General features: G+C 58.6%; 15 protein-coding genes and 1 pseudogene. 10 read left to right on the top strand and 6 right to left on the bottom strand.

Annotated features, from left to right (window positions below; genetic code table 11):
- Nucleotides 1–300: 300 nt before the first annotated feature.
- The 7 genes and pseudogenes from AC3WK5_RS08580 to AC3WK5_RS08550 all read left to right on the top strand — a co-directional run bounded on the left by AC3WK5_RS08580 (nt 301) and on the right by AC3WK5_RS08550 (nt 7,476).
- The gene (locus AC3WK5_RS08580) at nt 301–810 is read left to right on the top strand and encodes a disulfide bond formation protein B (protein WP_256585262.1); all 510 of its coding nucleotides are present in this window, start codon (nt 301–303) and stop codon (nt 808–810) included.
- A gap of 815 nt (nt 811–1,625) precedes the next feature.
- A complete protein-coding gene (gene cyoA / locus AC3WK5_RS08575; protein WP_054595733.1) occupies nt 1,626–2,576 on the top strand; it encodes a ubiquinol oxidase subunit II in 951 nt (316 codons plus the stop codon).
- Nucleotides 2,577–2,579: 3 nt separating this feature from the next.
- Entirely contained in the window at nt 2,580–4,610 is a 2,031-nt protein-coding gene (gene cyoB / locus AC3WK5_RS08570; protein ID WP_054595734.1) for a cytochrome o ubiquinol oxidase subunit I, read from the top strand.
- Between the two features lie 3 nt (nt 4,611–4,613).
- Nucleotides 4,614–5,240: a cytochrome o ubiquinol oxidase subunit III gene (locus AC3WK5_RS08565; protein ID WP_054595735.1), complete on the top strand. Its 627-nt coding sequence runs from the start codon at nt 4,614–4,616 to the stop codon at nt 5,238–5,240.
- Nucleotides 5,241–5,579 carry a cytochrome o ubiquinol oxidase subunit IV gene (gene cyoD, locus AC3WK5_RS08560; protein WP_054595736.1) on the top strand — a complete coding sequence of 113 codons (339 nt, stop codon included), beginning with the start codon at nt 5,241–5,243 and terminating at the stop codon, nt 5,577–5,579. It begins immediately after the preceding gene.
- 11 nt (nt 5,580–5,590) lie between these two features.
- Nucleotides 5,591–6,478 carry a heme o synthase gene (gene cyoE / locus AC3WK5_RS08555; protein ID WP_054595737.1) on the top strand — a complete coding sequence of 296 codons (888 nt, stop codon included), beginning with the start codon at nt 5,591–5,593 and terminating at the stop codon, nt 6,476–6,478.
- Nucleotides 6,479–7,256: 778 nt separating this feature from the next.
- Nucleotides 7,257–7,476 (top strand): annotated as a pseudogene (locus AC3WK5_RS08550) (transcriptional regulator).
- A 59-nt stretch (nt 7,477–7,535) separates the two neighbouring features.
- Here AC3WK5_RS08550 and AC3WK5_RS08545 read toward each other — a convergent pair.
- Both AC3WK5_RS08545 and AC3WK5_RS08540 read right to left on the bottom strand, forming a co-directional pair.
- A complete protein-coding gene (locus AC3WK5_RS08545; protein WP_103318179.1) occupies nt 7,536–7,796 on the bottom strand; it encodes a DUF3077 domain-containing protein in 261 nt (86 codons plus the stop codon).
- 13 nt (nt 7,797–7,809) lie between these two features.
- A protein-coding gene (locus tag AC3WK5_RS08540; protein WP_371919149.1) for an IS3 family transposase occupies nt 7,810–8,990 on the bottom strand; the annotation gives its coding sequence in 2 pieces (ribosomal slippage) (nt 7,810–8,723 and nt 8,723–8,990; 1,182 coding nt in all).
- A 691-nt stretch (nt 8,991–9,681) separates the two neighbouring features.
- Here AC3WK5_RS08540 and AC3WK5_RS08535 point away from each other — a divergent pair.
- A complete protein-coding gene (locus AC3WK5_RS08535) occupies nt 9,682–10,182 on the top strand; it encodes a phosphate-starvation-inducible protein PsiE (RefSeq protein WP_054595739.1) in 501 nt (166 codons plus the stop codon).
- Here the strand turns inward: AC3WK5_RS08535 and AC3WK5_RS08530 are convergent.
- From AC3WK5_RS08530 to AC3WK5_RS08520, 3 genes are all read right to left on the bottom strand, one after another.
- Nucleotides 10,179–10,496, bottom strand: a complete 318-nt coding sequence (locus AC3WK5_RS08530) for a DUF3509 domain-containing protein (protein ID WP_103318168.1) — start codon at nt 10,494–10,496, stop codon at nt 10,179–10,181. The two genes, AC3WK5_RS08535 and AC3WK5_RS08530, sit on opposite strands and share 4 nt — an antisense overlap.
- 219 nt (nt 10,497–10,715) lie before the next feature.
- On the bottom strand, nt 10,716–12,017 hold the full coding sequence (locus AC3WK5_RS08525) for a serine/threonine transporter (protein ID WP_103318166.1): 1,302 nt from the start codon (nt 12,015–12,017) through the stop codon (nt 10,716–10,718).
- Nucleotides 12,018–12,080: 63 nt separating this feature from the next.
- Complete coding sequence (locus AC3WK5_RS08520) at nt 12,081–13,457, bottom strand: L-serine ammonia-lyase (protein ID WP_103318164.1); 1,377 nt, start codon at nt 13,455–13,457, stop codon at nt 12,081–12,083.
- 135 nt (nt 13,458–13,592) lie between these two features.
- On the opposite strand from AC3WK5_RS08520, the gene AC3WK5_RS08515 reads away from it, so the two are divergent.
- Together AC3WK5_RS08515 and AC3WK5_RS08510 are read left to right on the top strand one after the other, a co-directional pair.
- Entirely contained in the window at nt 13,593–14,540 is a 948-nt protein-coding gene (locus AC3WK5_RS08515; protein ID WP_103318163.1) for a LysR substrate-binding domain-containing protein, read from the top strand.
- A gap of 213 nt (nt 14,541–14,753) precedes the next feature.
- Nucleotides 14,754–15,161 carry an HPF/RaiA family ribosome-associated protein gene (locus AC3WK5_RS08510; protein ID WP_054595743.1) on the top strand — a complete coding sequence of 136 codons (408 nt, stop codon included), beginning with the start codon at nt 14,754–14,756 and terminating at the stop codon, nt 15,159–15,161.
- A gap of 131 nt (nt 15,162–15,292) precedes the next feature.
- Here AC3WK5_RS08510 and pbpC read toward each other — a convergent pair whose 3' ends face one another.
- Nucleotides 15,293–17,587, bottom strand: coding sequence for a penicillin-binding protein 1C (gene pbpC, locus AC3WK5_RS08505; protein ID WP_371919148.1), 2,295 nt, complete (start codon nt 17,585–17,587; stop codon nt 15,293–15,295).
- Nucleotides 17,588–17,596: the final 9 nt, after the last annotated feature.

The raw sequence follows: 17,596 nt of genomic DNA, 5'->3' as shown, positions 1-17,596 counted from the left end.
CCTGATGAAAAACCAGAGCGAATACCAACCGAATCGACCGTTGCAGGGTTGTCCTGCAACATAGAATCTCCCACACTAGACCGCGCCATACACCATCCATGTGTACGACGCAGTGCTAATGTGGGAGCGGGCTTGCTCGCGAAGGCTTCACCGCGGTCCCGATTCGTAAAAACACTCGAAAGTTAATCCCTTCTTAACCCGCTTATCGTCTATTCCCCCATCCACCGGCACGTGCCGGCTCTCAAAGGTCAGAGCCAGCGTGTAGACTTGCGGGCAATAGATAGTCAGAAGGGAAACGCGATGAACGAGGAAATGATGCGGATGGGCCGTGAGCGGCGCTTCCTGGTCTTGTTGGGTATCATCTGCCTGGCGCTGATCGGCGGCGCGCTGTACATGCAAGTGGTGCTGGGCGAGGCGCCATGCCCGCTGTGCATCCTGCAGCGCTATGCACTGTTGCTGATTGCGATCAGTGCCTTTATCGGTGCCGCCATGCGCACTCGTCGCAGCATCACCGTGTTCGAAGGGCTGGTGGTGATCTTCGCCCTTGCAGGCGCTGCTGCGGCCGGGCATCACGTCTATACGCAGTTTTACCCGGCGGTCAGTTGCGGCATCGATGTGCTGCAACCGATTGTCGACGGCTTGCCGCTGGCGAAGATCTTCCCGCTGGGCTTCCAGGTCGACGGCTTCTGCGAAACACCGTACCCGCCGATCCTCGGCCTGTCGCTGGCACAGTGGGCGCTGGTGGCCTTCGTGTTGACTGTGGTGCTGGTGCCACTGCTCATTTCGCGTAACCGCAAACACCTGAACTGAGGCTTCTCGCCGCAGCCACAGGCCTTGAATAAAGCGCCCCGGACCTCGAAAAGAGGCCGGGGCGCTTTGCGTTTCAGCGGGTCTGTCAAAGGATCGTGACGCGCGGCAAAGAAGGGTGCGACACGTGTGCGACATGTTGTCACAGCAAAGGTGTCGCAACTCATTTCAAAGACGATTGTCGTCGCTGAAACTGACAGGGAATTTATCTTGCTGACGGGCCTCTCCGGAAGCCGGAAAATGCGGTGCAGCAGGCAGTTTTAACAGGCTCGGACGAATGGCTAAAGGCCTTGTGACAAGGGGGCTTGCGCGAGGTCAGCGATGCTTCGAGAGGGGCTGAAGCTGTCTGAACTGCGGACAGTAGCGCTGGTTTTTTTGGGGTTGTTATTGAGAATCTGTCTCGATATCGTGGATAATCTTTGCAGATTTCGTTAATGATTGTTGCGGTATCCGATAAAAATTATTTCGAGTTGAGACATGGTTTATACAACGTTACATATCTACAATCGCCCGCACTGAAATTCCGGGGCGGCACTCTCCTTGGCACAAGGGGTGGTCGTGGGGCTGTAACGGGCTTCATTCGACGCCAGGTGTCGGCGCCTTCCAACTATCCGCACCAAATGGAATTGGTCTGTAACAAGGCCTTTGACCACGAATTCGAATAAGAACTCACCGCTAGCCCAGGATGTGTCGACCAGCGTTTAGCGCGCGACGGGCAAGCCCTTATTCAATCCAAGAAAAATGCCAACCCTTGGCAGGGTGAAGTGTTGGCGATCAAAACCCAACTGCATTGCGCAAGCTGCTTTAGAGGTCGTGAGATGAGTAAAAACAGGTACCCCAGACTACTAGGCTTATTGCCGCTGCTCGGCACGCTGTTGCTGGGAGGCTGCAACATGACCCTGCTCGATCCCAAGGGCCAGGTCGGCCTGGACGAGCGCAACCTGATCATCACCGCAACGCTGCTGATGCTGTTGGTCGTGGTTCCGGTCATCGTCATGACCTTCCTGTTCGCCTGGAAATACCGCGCTTCCAACAAGGACGCCGTCTACACCCCGAAATGGTCGCACTCCACCAAGATTGAAATCGCGGTGTGGGCTGTCCCAGTCCTGATCATCATTGCCCTGGGTTACGTCACCTACAAGTCGACCCACGCCCTGGACCCTTACCGTCCGCTGGAATCCGACGTCAAGCCGATCACCATTCAAGTGGTCGCGATGGACTGGAAGTGGCTGTTCATCTACCCGGAACAAGGCATCGCCACCGTCAACAAGATGGTGTTCCCGGCCAACACGCCAGTTAACTTCAAAATCACCTCCGACACCGTGATGAACTCGTTCTTCATTCCGGGCCTGGGCGGTCAGATCTACGCGATGGCGGGCATGGAAACCAAGTTGCACCTGATCGCCAATCAGAATGCCGAGTTTGACGGTATCTCCGCCAACTACAGCGGTGCTGGCTTCACTGGCATGAAATTCAAAGCAATCGCCACCTCTCAGGCAGATTTCGATGCCTGGGTCAGTGATGTCAAGAAAGCACCTAAACAGCTTGAAAAAGCTGAATACGAAGCCCTTTCCAAACCAAGCCAGAACAACCCGGTTGAACTCTACTCCTCGTACGCGCCGAACCTGTTCCAGACCATCATCGACAAGTATGAAGGCATGAAACCGGGCAAGCCGATGCACCACGAGAAGAAAGAACACGAAGTGGCCGGCGCCGGTATGGAAGGGATGGACATGAGTTCGCATTCAGCTGCCGGGGCAGAGGAGTAAACGATGTTTGGTAAATTAAGTTGGGAAGCGATCCCGTTCCACGAGCCGATCGTGATGGTGACCATCGCCATGATCGCGCTCGGTGGTCTGGCGGTATTTGCTGCAATCACCTACTTCAAGAAGTGGACCTATTTGTGGACCGAGTGGCTGACGTCGGTCGACCACAAGAAAATCGGCGTGATGTACATCATCGTTGCCATGATCATGCTGCTGCGTGGTTTTGCCGACGCCGTGATGATGCGCTCCCAGCTGGCCCTGGCCACTGAGGGTTCGCCTGGCTACCTGCCACCTGAACACTATGACCAGATCTTCACCGCTCACGGTGTGATCATGATCATCTTCATGGCGATGCCATTCTTCACCGGCCTGATGAACCTTGCAGTGCCGCTGCAGATCGGCGCGCGTGACGTTGCCTACCCGTTCCTGAACTCCCTGAGCTTCTGGCTGCTGGTTTCCGGCGTGGTACTGGTGAACGTGTCCCTGGGTGTCGGCGAATTCGCCCGTACCGGTTGGGTTGCGTATCCACCGCTGTCGGAACTGGGCTACAGCCCGGGCGTGGGTGTGGACTACTACATATGGGCATTACAACTGTCTGGACTGGGTACGACATTGACGGGGGTCAATTTCCTGGCCACCGTGCTGAAAATGCGTACCCCGGGCATGAAAATGATGGACATGCCGATCTTCACCTGGACCTGCACCTGGGCCAACGTACTGATCGTCGCTTCCTTCCCGATCCTGACCGCTACCCTGGCACTGCTGACGCTTGACCGTTACATGGATTTCCACATTTTCACCAATGAACTTGGTGGCAATCCAATGATGTACGTCAACCTGTTCTGGGCCTGGGGTCACCCCGAGGTTTACATCCTGATTCTGCCGGCGTTCGGGATCTTCTCCGAAGTCATCTCGACCTTCTCCGGCAAGAAACTGTTCGGCCATCACTCGATGATCTACGCCAGCGGCGCGATCTCGATCCTTGGCTTCATGGTTTGGCTGCACCACTTCTTCACCATGGGTTCGGGTGCCAACGTCAACGCCTTCTTCGGTCTGGCGACGATGCTGATTTCGATCCCGACCGGGGTGAAGCTGTTCAACTGGCTGTTCACCATCTACCAGGGCCGTCTGCGTTTCACCAGCCAAGTGCTGTGGACCCTGGGCTTCATGGTGACCTTCGCCATCGGCGGCATGACCGGCGTACTGCTGGCCATCCCGGGTGCTGACTTCGTACTGCACAACAGCCTGTTCGTGATCGCGCACTTCCACAACGTGATCATCGGCGGCGCCGTGTTCGGCTACATCGCCGGCTTCGGCTTCTACTTCCCTAAAGCGTTCGGCTTCAAGCTGCACGAAGGTTGGGGCAAGGCAGCGTTCTGGTTCTGGATCTCGGGCTTCTTCGTCGCGTTCATGCCGCTCTATGTACTGGGCTTCATGGGCATGACCCGTCGTCTGAACAGCACCACCAACCCTGAGTGGACGCCATACCTGCACGTTGCAATGGTTGGTGCTGTACTGATCGCCTTCGGTATTGCCTGCCAGTTGATCCAGTTGTACGTGAGTATCCGTGATCGCAAGCTGCCACAGAACATGTGCGAAGCCGGCGACCCGTGGAATGCCCACACGCTGGAATGGTCGACCTCGTCGCCACCACCGTTCTACAACTTCGCTGTACTGCCGAAAGCCGACGGTATCGACCCGTTCACCGAAGCCAAGGAAAACGGTACTGCGTACCAGGCTCCGGCCAAGTACGAGCCGATCCACATGCCAAACAACACCGCGACCGGCCTGGTCATGGGTGCTCTGTTGACCGTGTTCGGTTTCGCGATGATCTGGCACATCTGGTGGATGGCTATCTTCGGCCTGGCTGGCACCGTGATCTATTTCGTGATCCACGCTGCCCGTGATGATCAAGGCTACATGGTGCCGGTCGATGTGATCGAGCGCATTGAAGCCGAGCAGCACAAGCGTCTGGTTGCGGCCAAAGCGATTCCGGCCACCGCCACCCGTGTTGAAACCTCGTTGGAACAGGCTTAAACCATGTCGAACTTAGTGACCAATGTTGGACACGCCCATGGTCATGACCATGGGCACGATGACCATCACCACGACTCGGGCGAGATGACCGTATTCGGTTTCTGGCTCTATCTGATGACCGACTGCATTCTGTTTGCGTCGATCTTCGCGGTGTACGCGGTACTGGTAAACAACGTAGCCGGTGGCCCGTCGGGCCACGACATCTTCGAACTGCCCTACGTGCTGGGCGAAACCGCCTGCCTGTTGCTCAGCTCGATCACCTACGGCTTCGCCATGCTGGCGTTGTTCAAAGGCAAGAAGACTCAGGTGCTGGGCTGGTTGGCCATCACCTTCCTGTTCGGTCTGGGCTTCATCGGCATGGAGATCAACGAGTTCCATACGCTGATCTCCGAAGGCTTCGGTCCGAACCGTAGCGGCTTCCTGTCCGGGTTCTTCACCCTGGTCGGCACCCACGGTCTGCACGTGACCAGCGGTCTGATCTGGATGGCGATCATGATGTATCAGGTCCAGAAGAATGGCCTGACGGCGACCAACAAGACCCGTCTGAGCTGCCTGAGCCTGTTCTGGCACTTCCTGGACGTAGTGTGGATCTGCGTATTCACCGTTGTTTACCTGATGGGGACTCTGTAAATGGCTAACGCAGCTCACTCACACGATAGTCACGACGACAGCCACGGCAGCGTCAAGTCCTACGCTATCGGCTTCATCCTGTCGGTGATCCTGACCATCATTCCTTTCGGCCTGGTGATGTACCCATCCCTGCCGAAAGCCATGACCCTGGCGATCGTACTGGCCTTCGCAGTGATCCAGGTGCTGGTGCACCTGGTGTACTTCCTCCACCTGGACCGCTCCGCCGCCCAGCGTAACAACGTGATTGCGTTTGTTTTCGCGGCGCTGGTTATCGTCCTGTTGGTCGGTCTGTCGCTGTGGATCATGTACAGCATCCATTCCGTCATGATGGCGCACTGAGGAAAGTCCGGATGTCCTTAAAGCACTTTATCCAAATCACCAAACCGGGGATCATTTTCGGTAACGTGCTTTCTGTGGCAGGCGGGTTTTTCCTGGCCTCGAAAGGGCATGTCGATCTGGCCATTTTCCTGGCTGCGATGATCGGCACGTCCCTGGTGGTTGCGTCGGGTTGCGTGTTCAACAACTGCATCGACCGTGACATCGACCTGAAGATGGAACGCACCAAGAACCGTGTGCTGGTGCAGGGCCTGATCTCCCTGAAACTGGCACTGGTTTACGCGACCGTCCTGGGTGTTGCCGGCGTGGCCTTGCTGTATCGCGTGGCCAACCCGCTGGCGGCGTTGTTCGCGGTGATCGGTTTTGTCATCTACGTCGGTTTCTACAGCCTGTACCTCAAGCGCAAGTCGGTTCACGGCACGCTGGTGGGCAGTCTGTCGGGGGCGATGCCGCCGGTGATCGGCTATGTCGCAGTCAGCAATAACTTCGACATGGCGGCGCTGACGCTGCTGGTGATGTTCAGCTTGTGGCAGATGCCGCATTCCTACGCGATCGCGATCTTTCGCTTCAATGATTACCTGGCGGCATCGATTCCGGTGTTGCCGGTGAAGCGTGGGATTCAGGTGGCGAAGAAGCACATCCTGCTGTACATCCTGGCGTTCCTGGTGGCGACCTTGATGCTGACGTTCAGTGGTTACGCTGGCATGAGTTATCTCGCGGTTGCGGCGGCCATGGGCATGTACTGGTTGTACATGGCCTGGACGGGCTACAAGGCGGTGGATGACACGGTTTGGGCACGTAAGCTGTTTGTGTTTTCGATTTTTACCATCACGGCGTTGAGCGTGATGATGTCGCTGGACTTCAAGGTGCCGACCGAGTTGTTGCTGACTTACGCGCCTTAAGGTTTTGCGGTTGTACATAAAGCCCCGCCTTCGAGAGAAGCGCGGGGCTTTTTATTGCCCCCGGATTTACCTGCTCGCGATGGCGGCCTGACAGTCGACCTGTCTCTTGCAGATGTACATCGATCCATTGTGGGAGCCGGGCTTGCCCGCGATTGCGGCCTGACAGCCGACCTGTCTCTTGCAGATGTACATCGATCCATTGTGGGAGCCGGGCTTGCCCGCGATGGCGGCCTGACAGCCGACCAACCTCTTGCAGGTGTACATATCCATTCCTGCGGTAACGGCCACTTGGGGTTTCGCCTGACGGCGACTCACTTTTTTTACAAGCGCCTAAAAAAAGTAAGCAAAAAAACGCTCGCCCCAAGCGTACGGCACCTCGCCTAGGCTCGGCGTCCCCTCACTCCGGTGTCCATCAGGGGGCATCGCCTACGGTCTGCTTCGCGACGACCTCCTCTCGATGTGTCCGGCTGCGCCGTACGGCGCTGCGCGCCCACCCCCTGATGAACACCTGCGCTCGGCCTCCCGAAGGGGCGGGTGGATCAAGATCAACAGCAACAGCACGGCGGCCTGACAGCCGGCCTGAGTGGTTGGGGCGCGTCACTTCATTGTGGGTGAGTGATATTCGGAGCTGCCGAAGGCTGCGATCTTTTGATCTTGGCGACCAGGCCACCAATTGCCGAGCTATAAGCAACATGTCTATAGTTTTGCGATGGTCGCCGACCAAGTTAATGCGCTCAAAAAAGCCATTGAGGCAGAGTTGAAAGCACGAGGTAGCTTCATGAAAAAGCGCGACCTGTTCGTAGAGTTAATGCGAGGCGTTGGCGAGATGGTGGCTCAGCGCGAAGGTGAGATCGCACTGCGCAGTCATTCCTTGCAGGACAAACCGGCTCCCGAGAAGGGCGCGAAAGAAAACGTCGAAGCCCAATGCTCAGGCCGCCTTGTTGATAAGGCTGGTGGAGAAATTCCCCGACATGGTTGAGCGGTTAGGCGCCGTTTGAGCAAATAGTCGAACGCCTGAAAAGCCCCGCCTTCAAGAGAAGCCCGGGGCTTTTTCCATTCAATCGCGGTTATTACCCGGCGCACCCAGCACCTTCACCACGTCATCGATCACCGCCTTACTCATCTCCTGCAAATAATGCGACGCCCAGGCATAGCGGTCCTTGCCGCGTTCCATCGCCGCGTCTTCGGCCAGCAGTTTGGAGAGGTGGAGCAAGTCGGACACATGGGACAAGGCTTCGTGGATCGAGACGCCGCTGTTGACGCGGAAGAGGGGGTGGTCGGAATGGATGGAGAAGGGTGTGAGGCCAGCGGTTGTCAGGTCTTTGTAGTGGTCAACTAATTCCGGACACCTCGATAGGTGGTTTAGACGCCATTGCCCGTTCGTAAACGGTCGGTGGCAGATATCCCAGTTTTGAGTGCAGACGCTCGTTGTTGTAAAACCCAACGATGTATTCAGTGATGTCACGTATCGCTTCGGCGTGATTGGCGTAATCGCGCCGCCATACCCGCTCCATTTTCAAACTCAGGAAGAAGCGCTCCATCACTGAGTTGTCCCAGCAGTTACCTTTACGGCTCATGCTTTGCTGCATGTTATTTCTTGTCAGCAGCGCCCTGTAGCTCGCGCTGGCGTACTGGCTACCGCGATCCGAATGAGCGATCAGACCAGATGGCGGTTGACGCTGAGCAACGGCCAGTTGCATTGCACTACATACCAGCTCGGCAGGCATGTTCGGGGCCATGGACCAACCCACGATCTTGCGTGAGAACAAGTCCAGTACCACGGCCAGGTACAGCCAGCCGCTACGGGTCCGGATATAGGTAATGTCCGCTACCCAGGCCTTGTTCACCGCCTCGGGTTCGAACTGGCGATTCAACACATTTTCAGCAATCGGCAGATCGTGGTTGCTATCAGTCGTGTGCACAAACTTGCGCTTCCAGGCCGAACGCAGACCGTTGGCGCGCATCAAGCGACGAATTTTATAAACGCCTATTTCCATGCCCTTGGCGCGCAACGCTTTACGCAACGGACGACTGCCATAGCAGCCGCCACTCGCAGCAAACGACGCCTTGAGTTGCACAGTCACGGGACAAATCGAGGCTGGCGATCCAGCACGTTTGGTGGCCTCGTAGAAACCGGAGCGGCTAATACCCAGCAGCCGACAGACATACGCCACTGAATAAGCCTTCTGTTGCAGCTGCCGAACCAAGCGATACGTTACTTCAGCTCGCGGGCAAAGAAGGCGGTGGCTTTTTTTAATACATCGTTATCCATCTTGAGCTGGCGGTTTTCCTGCTCCAGCTGCCGGATGCGCTGTTGCTCAGCCGTCAACGGTTTGCCGATTCCGGCTTCTCCCAGCTGTTCAGCCTCGTACTGCTGCACCCAGCGCCGGACGGCGGTCTCACCAATATTCAGGTCGCGACAGACCTGCGGAACGGCCAGTCCTTGGTCCTTGATCATCTTTACGACTTGCAGCTTGAAGCTGTCGTCGAATGCCCTGCGTTTGCCAGTCATGAAAAACTCCTCGATAGATGCATTCTCCACCTATCGAGGTGTCCGGGGAAATTAGACCACTACACTTTGAGGTTAGTCATGGGGCACCTCCGAGAGGGTGGAGGTGGTAAAAGCGCGAACTTTGGACGGATCAATAGCGTGCATTAGCAATACTCCAGAAACAAAGTAGAGCGGCCACGTTCGTTATCAGGCGAGTGGGTGGCAGCTGTGCGCAGGCTGATAAACCGGTATGCACGCGACCCGGCAGACCCGAAGGTCTCCCACGCACAGCCGCCATTGCACGAAAGTACAGGCTAAAAAAAACGCCGGCAATCGAGGTTTTTGGCGCTGGTGCGCGCGCATATTACCCGGGTTATCAGGCCCGGTCGCTGAATAGGCAGCGACGGTTTGACGTTAGCGTGCAGAGATTGGCGGGCACAATCGTAGCGATGTGCTGGCTCTGTATGGTTTTTTAGCGCCTGGGAGGTCGCTAATCGCCGCAGGGCAAGCTCCTGCTGGCGCGCCCCCAGAAATCCATCCGATGCCCAAAAACCAAATTCAGAACGGTCCTACATTTACCCAAAGCACTCCAACGTGCCTCATATCATCCCGCTACCATCTCACTCCATGCCGCTGGCCTTTTTTCTGCATGCAGAACTACCGTCACGTCAAACCGGCATCATCGGTCGAACCGACCTAAGGAAGAACAACCGTGAATATCAATTGGGCTGAAAAGCTTCGCCAGAGCGTCCATGAGTTGGCCGGATCGCTGGGTAACCTGTTCGTTGAGACGTTCCATTACCTGGCGCTGTTCGCCATCGGTGCAGTCACTGCCTGGGCGGCGGTGGCGGAGTTTTTATTGATGATCAAGGAGGGTGACATCAAGATCGATGACATCCTGCTGCTGTTCATCTACCTCGAGTTGGGCGCGATGGTCGGGATTTACTTCAAGACCAACCACATGCCGGTGCGCTTTCTGATCTACGTGGCGATCACCGCGTTGACGCGCCTGCTGATCTCCAACGTGTCGCACCACAACCCGCCGGACATCGGGATCATCTACCTGTGCGGCGGCATTCTGCTGCTGGCGTTTTCGATTCTGGTGGTGCGCTATGCCTCGTCGCAATTTCCGTCGGTGAAGATCGCACACCCGCAGCGCAAGACCGGGGCGGGCTCCGGTGAGCATCCGGAAGTCGAGAAGGGCGAGCTTTAAAACCTTGCCGGCCGAGGGGGTGGAGTCTTGGGTGAGGGCGGCGGTAATTTGAAGTTGTCGCCGTTGGTCATCGCTTCAAGGATCGCCACGGCGCTGTGGCCCTGTTCGATGGCGATGCCGAACTGAATGCTTTGCACCAGCCGTTTCAGGCGTTGCGGGTCATTGCGTTGTGCGGCGCTGATCATCCGCTTGGCGACGATTCGGCCGGTTTTGGAGAGGGTCAGCATGATGCTGCCGTCGAGTCCCTGAATGCTCAGGTTGACCTGATAATCCGGCGCAAAAGCGTCGGTGATCAGTTGGAAAGGGTTATCCATAATGCGTCACCGCTTGATGGGATCGTGCAGTCATTGACCGGACGGGATCAGGATTGGTTCGCTTTTCCAGACCACCGGCAGGCCGTTCGCTGAGGTTTCAACAACATCCGTGTGCCTCCATTCTGACGAAGCAAGGGCCATGCCGGTCCTGCTCCGGGTCAATAAACCGGCAATAAAAAGGCGAGCCAAATGGCTCGCCTTTTTCATTCATGGGCCGTTTCAGGGCATGACGGAGTAGATGATCGCTGACAGTGCGATCAGGCCGATCAGTACCACGAACACGTTCGAGGCTTGCCCCGAATACTGGCGCAGCGACGGCACGCGGCGGATCGCGTACATCGGCATCAGGAACAACAGGCAGGCGATCACCGGTCCACCGAGGGTTTCGATCATGCCGAGGATGCTCGGGTTGAAGGTCGCCACCGCCCAGCAACTGAGGATCATGAACAGCGCGGTCACGCGGTTCAGCCAGGTGGCTGGCATCACCCGGCCGCGGCCGCGCAGGCTTTTCACGATCAGGCCCTGGAAGCCTTCGCTCGCACCGATGTAGTGGCCGAGGAAGGATTTGGTGATTGCCACCAGCGCGATCAACGGCGCGGCATAGGCGATGACCGGGGTCTGGAAGTGGTTGGCCAGGTACGACAGGATCGAGATGTTCTGCGCCTTTGCGGCTGCCAGGTCGGCTGGCGACAGGGCCAGCACGCAGCTGAAGCAGAAGAACATCACGGTCAGCACCATCATGCTGTGGGCGACGGCGAGGATGCCGCGGCTTTTCGGTTCGGCCTGGGCGCCATAACGCTGTTTCTGGTCGACGGCGAAGGCGGAGATGATCGGCGAATGGTTGAACGAGAACACCATCACCGGAATCGCCAGCCACAGGGTTTTGAAGAACAGCGGCAACGGCATGCCTTCACTGGCCGAGGCGAAGAACGCGCCGTTCCAGTTCGGGATCAGGCTCACACCGAGCAACAGCAACGCGGCGACAAACGGGTAAACCAGCACGCTCATGCATTTGACGATCACGCCCTGACCGCAACGGACGATCGCCATCAGCCCCAGAATCAGCGCCAGCGACAACACCGAGCGCGGTGGCGGTGCGATGTGTAATTGATGCTCCATGAAGCTGCTGAGGGTGTTGGTCAGCGCCACGCTGTACACCAGCAAAATCGGGAAGATCGCAAAGAAATACAGCAGGGTGATCAGCTTGCCGGCACCGATGCCGAAGTGCTCTTCCACTACTTCGGTGATGTCCCCGGAACGCCCGGACAGCACGAAGCGGGTCAGGCCGCGGTGGGCGAAGAAGGTCATCGGGAAGGCCAGCAGCGCCAGCACCAGCAACGGCCAGAAACCGCCGACACCGGCGTTGATCGGCAGGAACAGCGTGCCTGCACCAATCGCCGTGCCGTAAAGTCCGAGCATCCAGGTGGTGTCGTGTTTGCTCCAGCCTTTGCTGGTTGTTGCGGTACTACGGGGCAGTTCTACAGCAGGATTATCGGCAGCAGGTGTACGTACATCGGTCATCAGTATCGCCTCGTTATTATTCTTGCTCGGGCTCACGTAATGCAGGCGGTCAGGGAATGCTCGTCAGCACTCCACCCAGCTCACAGCCAGGCCGCCCCGTGAAGTTTCTTTGTATTTGTCATGCATATCGGCGCCGGTATCGCGCATGGTGCGGATCACCCGGTCCAGGGAAATAAAGTGTTTGCCGTCGCCGCGCAGGGCCATTTGGGTGGCGTTGATTGCCTTCACCGCGGCAATCGCGTTGCGCTCGATGCACGGCACCTGAACCAGCCCGCCGACCGGGTCGCAGGTCAGGCCGAGGTTGTGTTCCAGGCCGATTTCGGCGGCGTTTTCCAGTTGTTCGGGTGTCGCGCCCAATACCTCGGCGAGGCCGGCAGCGGCCATGGCGCAGGCGGAACCGACTTCACCCTGGCAGCCGACTTCGGCGCCGGAGATCGAGGCGTTCTTTTTGCAGAGGATGCCCACCGACGCGGCGGCGAGGAAAAACGCCACGACATCGTCGTCCGAGGCGTCGGGGTTGAACTTCATGTAGTAATGCAGCACCGCCGGGATGATCCCCGCCGCGCCGTTGGTCGGTGCGGTGACCATGCGGCCGCCGGCGGCGTTTTCTTCGTTCACGGCGAGGGCGAACAGGTTGACCCATTCCATCGCCGAGAGGGTCGAACTGATGACGTTCGGTTTGCCGATTTCCAACAGACTGCGGTGCAATTTCGCAGCGCGGCGCGGCACATCCAGACCGCCCGGCAGGATGCCTTCGTGGCGCAGGCCTTGCTCGACGCATTCACGCATCACCGACCAGATGTGCAGCAGGCCGCTGCGAATTTCCGCATCGCTGCGCCAGGCCCGTTCGTTGGCCATCATCAGCTCGGAAACCCGCAAGCCGTGCTGGTTGCACAGCGACAGTAATTCCACGGCACTGGAAAATTCGTACGGCAACACCACGTCGCTGGCGGCCGGCACGCCCGACTCGGCTTCGGCCGCTTCGACGATGAAACCGCCGCCGACCGAATAGTAGGTTTGTTCCCACAACTGGCCGTTTTCGCCAAAGGCTGTCAGCGACATGGCGTTAGGGTGGTAGGGCAGGCTTTCGTCGAGCAGCAGCAAATCACGTTGCCAATCGAAGGCAATGTTCCGGCGACCGGCCAGCAGCAGTTCGCCGCTTTCACGCAACTGCTGGATACGCGGGCCGATGCAGCTCGGGTCGATGCTGTCGGGCCATTCGCCCATCAGCCCCATGACGCAGGCGCGATCGGTGGCGTGGCCGACGCCGGTGGCGGACAGCGAGCCGTATAGACGGACTTCCACCCGTCGGGTTTGCTCCAGCAAACCCTGGTCAAACAGCGCCTGGGCGAAGGTCGCGGCGGCGCGCATCGGGCCGACGGTGTGGGAACTGGACGGACCGATACCGACTTTGAAGAGATCGAAAACACTGATAGCCATGCTAAAGCCTTACAAGCAATGGAGTAGGAATCGCCGCCATTTTTTGTAGGACAAGCGCAATGTAGGCGATACTGCCTACCTCGGTCAGCGCTGACCAACGAAACTTCCTAAGACAGGCTTTAGTAGGACTAAACGATGAGTCGTCAATTTCATGCCCAGACCTACGTCTGGCTGCATGTGTTTTCCTGTGCGGCACGCCACTTGTCGTTCACCCGCTGCGCCGAAGAACTGCACATCACCCCCGGCGCCGTCAGCCAGCAGATCCGCCAGTTGGAAGAGCGCCTGGGGTTTCGCCTGTTTCACCGCCGCGCCCGGGGCGTCGAATTGAGTGCCGAAGGCCAGCGTCTGGCGATCACAGTTAACGAAGCCTACGGCAGCATCGACGCGGAACTACGCCGGCTGGATGCGGGAATGATCAGCGGCATCCTGCGTTTGCGCTCGATTCCTTCGTTTCTCGGCAAATGGCTGACGCCGCGCCTGCCGCGTTTGCAGCAGCGGTTTCCGGATATCCAGTTGCGGCTGGTGGCCGAGGACAGCAGTGTGGCGCTGCACGAAGGCGACTTCGACCTGGCCATCGACTTGAACGATGGCAGTTACCCGGGATTGTTATCCACAGCCTTGCTCGACGAGCAGATTTTCCCGGTCTGCGCGCCGAGCCTGCTGCGCGGTCGACCGCCGCTGCACGGGCCGGCGGATTTGGTGCATTTTCCGTTGTTGCACGACATCACCGCCTGGCGCGGCAGTTATGAATACGCGGAGTGGGAGTTTTACCTGAACGCTATCGGCTTCGACGGTGCCGACGTACGGCGCGGGCATACCTTCAACCGCAACCACTTGACCATCGAGGCGGCGATTGCCGGGATGGGCGTGGCCATCGCCCGCCGGACCTTGCTCAACGATGAGCTGGAGCGGGGCACGCTGATCGTGCCGTTCGGCGTCGCGGTGCCCAACTACAAACGCTATGTGTTGCTGTATTCACCGGGGGCGCTGAGCCATCCGGGCGTGCGCGCGGTGCATGACTGGCTGGTGGAGGAGGCGGGGATTTTTCGCGGGTTGCACCCCCTGGGTGAGGGGCAATTGTGAGGATTTGTTGCAGTGTTGCAGTTCGAGTCGACTCCCGACATTAACAGCGCTTTTGTCGGTTGTCCGGCTTTTTTTGCGTATGAATATTTATCTTTTTTTAGGGGTTGAATTGTTTCTCCATCTGCCCAACTCTGTAATCAAGAGGTCACGGTCACTCAGGTTTCAAACACTGCACCGGACCTCTCGCGAGCTAGCTGAAATAAGGGATGAACTATGCAAATCCAAGTCAACAGCGATAACCATATTCAAAGCAGCATCCGACTGGAGGAGTGGGTACGTACTACCATTGAGAGCACGCTCGAACGATACGAAGAAGACCTGACACGGGTCGAAGTCCACCTGCGGGACGAGAACGGCGATAAACCCGGTCCACACGACATGCGCTGCCAACTTGAAGCGCGGCCAAAAGGCCATCAACCGGTTTCCGTTACTCATAAAGCCGACACACTGGAACTGGCCATCGAAGGGGCGGCCACCAAACTTGAACATGCGCTGGAACATCTGTTCGGCAAATTGCGCGGTAAACGCGCCACCGTCACGCCGATCAACTCGGGTGCCCATGCCGACGCGCTGCTGGAAGAAGAATTTCTCGAGAACGAACAGGCCGCTTTCAATAGCTGATGCCTGAAACACCCTTACCACCCCACTGAAAACGGGCCTGCAGATGCAGGCCCGTTTTGGTTTCAGCTGCGCCCTGCATCAAGTCATGGCTAATGCGTGGTCATGCGACCCCGGGGTCGCTCCTTACTCGGCTAAGGCAAAAACTCTACCCGTAATCCTCGGCTCACGCTGCGGCCCTGATCATCACTGACTCGCAAGTGATACTCGCCCGACTTGCCTGGCCGCCAGTTCAGTGTGGCTTGGGGTGGGCCCTGACCGATCAGGGTCTGGTCGGCGAACCAATACAGGGTCAAGGCATCACTCGCGGCGTTGGCGTTCAGGGGAATGCTTTCCTGGGGGTGGGACAGGCGCAGCTGATAGGTGACCTGGGTCAGCGGCGAGCGGATTTGCGGGGCTTCGCTCTGATCGCCGTGGCGATTGGGCTGGCAGCTCTTGAGCACGTCAGGCGGCGTGCGCCGTGGCAGGCCGGCGGCGCGGAACAGTCGTTGTACATCGCTGGGCCAGAATTCGAATACTTCTTCGCGGGTGTACTGCGGATCGAACGGCGGGCAGGCAGCCTTGCCGGTACGGGTGTCGAGTAGCACCGGGCGATGCAGGTTGGACACACGAATGGGTGAGACCCCGGGGATATACCAGGTCTTGCGGGTCGAGGGGCACCAGCGGTTGGGCAGCTCGCCGGAGGCGGCGCAGACGTCGATCCGCGTCAATCCTGCAGGTGGCTTGTCGACTTTGTCGGCGACCGTGGGCAATGCCAGAGGCAGGGCGTCGGCGATGCGAAAGAACAGTGGCGCTGCCGTCTTTGCGCCAATGAACGCCGGGTTGGGCCTGCCGTCGAAATTGCCGACCCACACGATTAACACGTACGGGCCGACGATTCCGGCGCTCCAGGCATCGTGAAAGCCCCAGGAAGTGCCGGTTTTCCAGGCCGTGCGCCAGTGCCGACTAGCGCTGTTGGCCGGCAAGCCATCCGGGCGCGGGTTGTGCCTGAGCATATCGCGCACCATGAACGCGGCTTGCGGCGTCAGCAGCGCGGCACCGCTGGTCTGAGGCTGCTCGACGAGGTAACGCAACGACCGCAAATGCCCGTCGCCGGCCAACATCAGGTACAGCCGCGCCAATTCTTCGGGGGTCATCTCGCCACCGCCCAGGGCCAGGGCCAGACCGTAATGGCTCTCGCCCCGCAATCCCTTGATCCCGGCCCTTTGCAAAAAGCCGTACAACGAAGGGGATTTGACCTTGCTGGCCAGCCACACCGCCGGAATATTGCGGCTGCGAATCAACGCGTCCCGGGCTGTCAGTGGGCCGACAAAACTGCCATCGAAATTTTCCGGCTGGAAGTAGCCGAAGTTACTGGGCATGTCCTTGAGAATGCTCATGGGGTGGATCAACCCCTGATCCAGCGCCAGCCCATAGAGAAACGGCTTGAGGGTGGAACCGGGTGAGCGTCGCGCCAGCACGCCGTTGACCTGCCCGTGAATGGCCGTGGATAAGTAATCCGCCGAGCCTACCAGCGCCTTGACGCTCTGGTCGCGGCTGTCCACCAGGATTGCCGTGGCGTTCTCGATACCGGTGCTGCGGCGTTCGGCGATAAAGCCGCCAATCAAACGTTCCAGCAGCCGTTGCAAGGGCAGGTTGAGAGTGCTGTTGAGCTCATTACCGGTCTGGGACGTCAGCAGCTGTTCGCTCAAATGAGGCGCCAGGAAAGGAATCTGCTGACGAGTGCGCGCCTCCAGTGGCAGCTCCAGCAAACTGCTGTTACGCGGATCTTCGGGATAGGTCTTGCGCCAGTCCGCCATCAGCCGCAGGCGAGCGTTTTGCAGCGACGGTCCGAAGCTGGCGCGCCGTCCTGGCTGCTGGGGAATCACCGCCAGCGCGAGGGCTTCGGATAACGACAACTGCGCTGCCGCTTTACCGAAGTAAATCCGGCTTGCCGCTTCGGCACCTTCGATATTGCCGCCCATGGGCGACAGGTTGAGATAGGCCTCAAGGATGTCGTGTTTGCTGTAACGCAGCTCCAGCCAAAGCGCCAGGGCCATTTGTTGCAGTTTGCCGGGGACCTGCCGGGTATTGAGGTCCCACAGCCGTCGCGCCAGTTGCATGCTTAAGGTCGAGCCGCCCTGGCGCTGGCCCCCGCTGTAAGTGGCCGTGGCCGCCCGCAGCAATGCTGGCGGGTTGATTCCCGGGTGCCAATAGAAGTTGCGGTCTTCCTTGAGCAGCAACGCCTCGACCAGTGATGGCGAGATGCGCTCCAGGGGCAGCCACAGCCGATACTGGCCGTCGGCGGCCAGGGTCATGCGCAGCAGCGAACCGTCGTCGGCCAGCACCAGTCGCGAGGATGAGGTGGTTTGCTCCAGTGGCTGATGGGGCCACAGTCGCAGCCCCACCAGCACGCCCACTGCCAGCCCAACTGCCAGCAGGGGTTTCAAGCGCCGTCC

This window comes from Pseudomonas sp. FW306-02-D09B (assembly GCF_058782685.1).
This window is presented reverse-complemented; position numbering and strand designations above follow the sequence as displayed.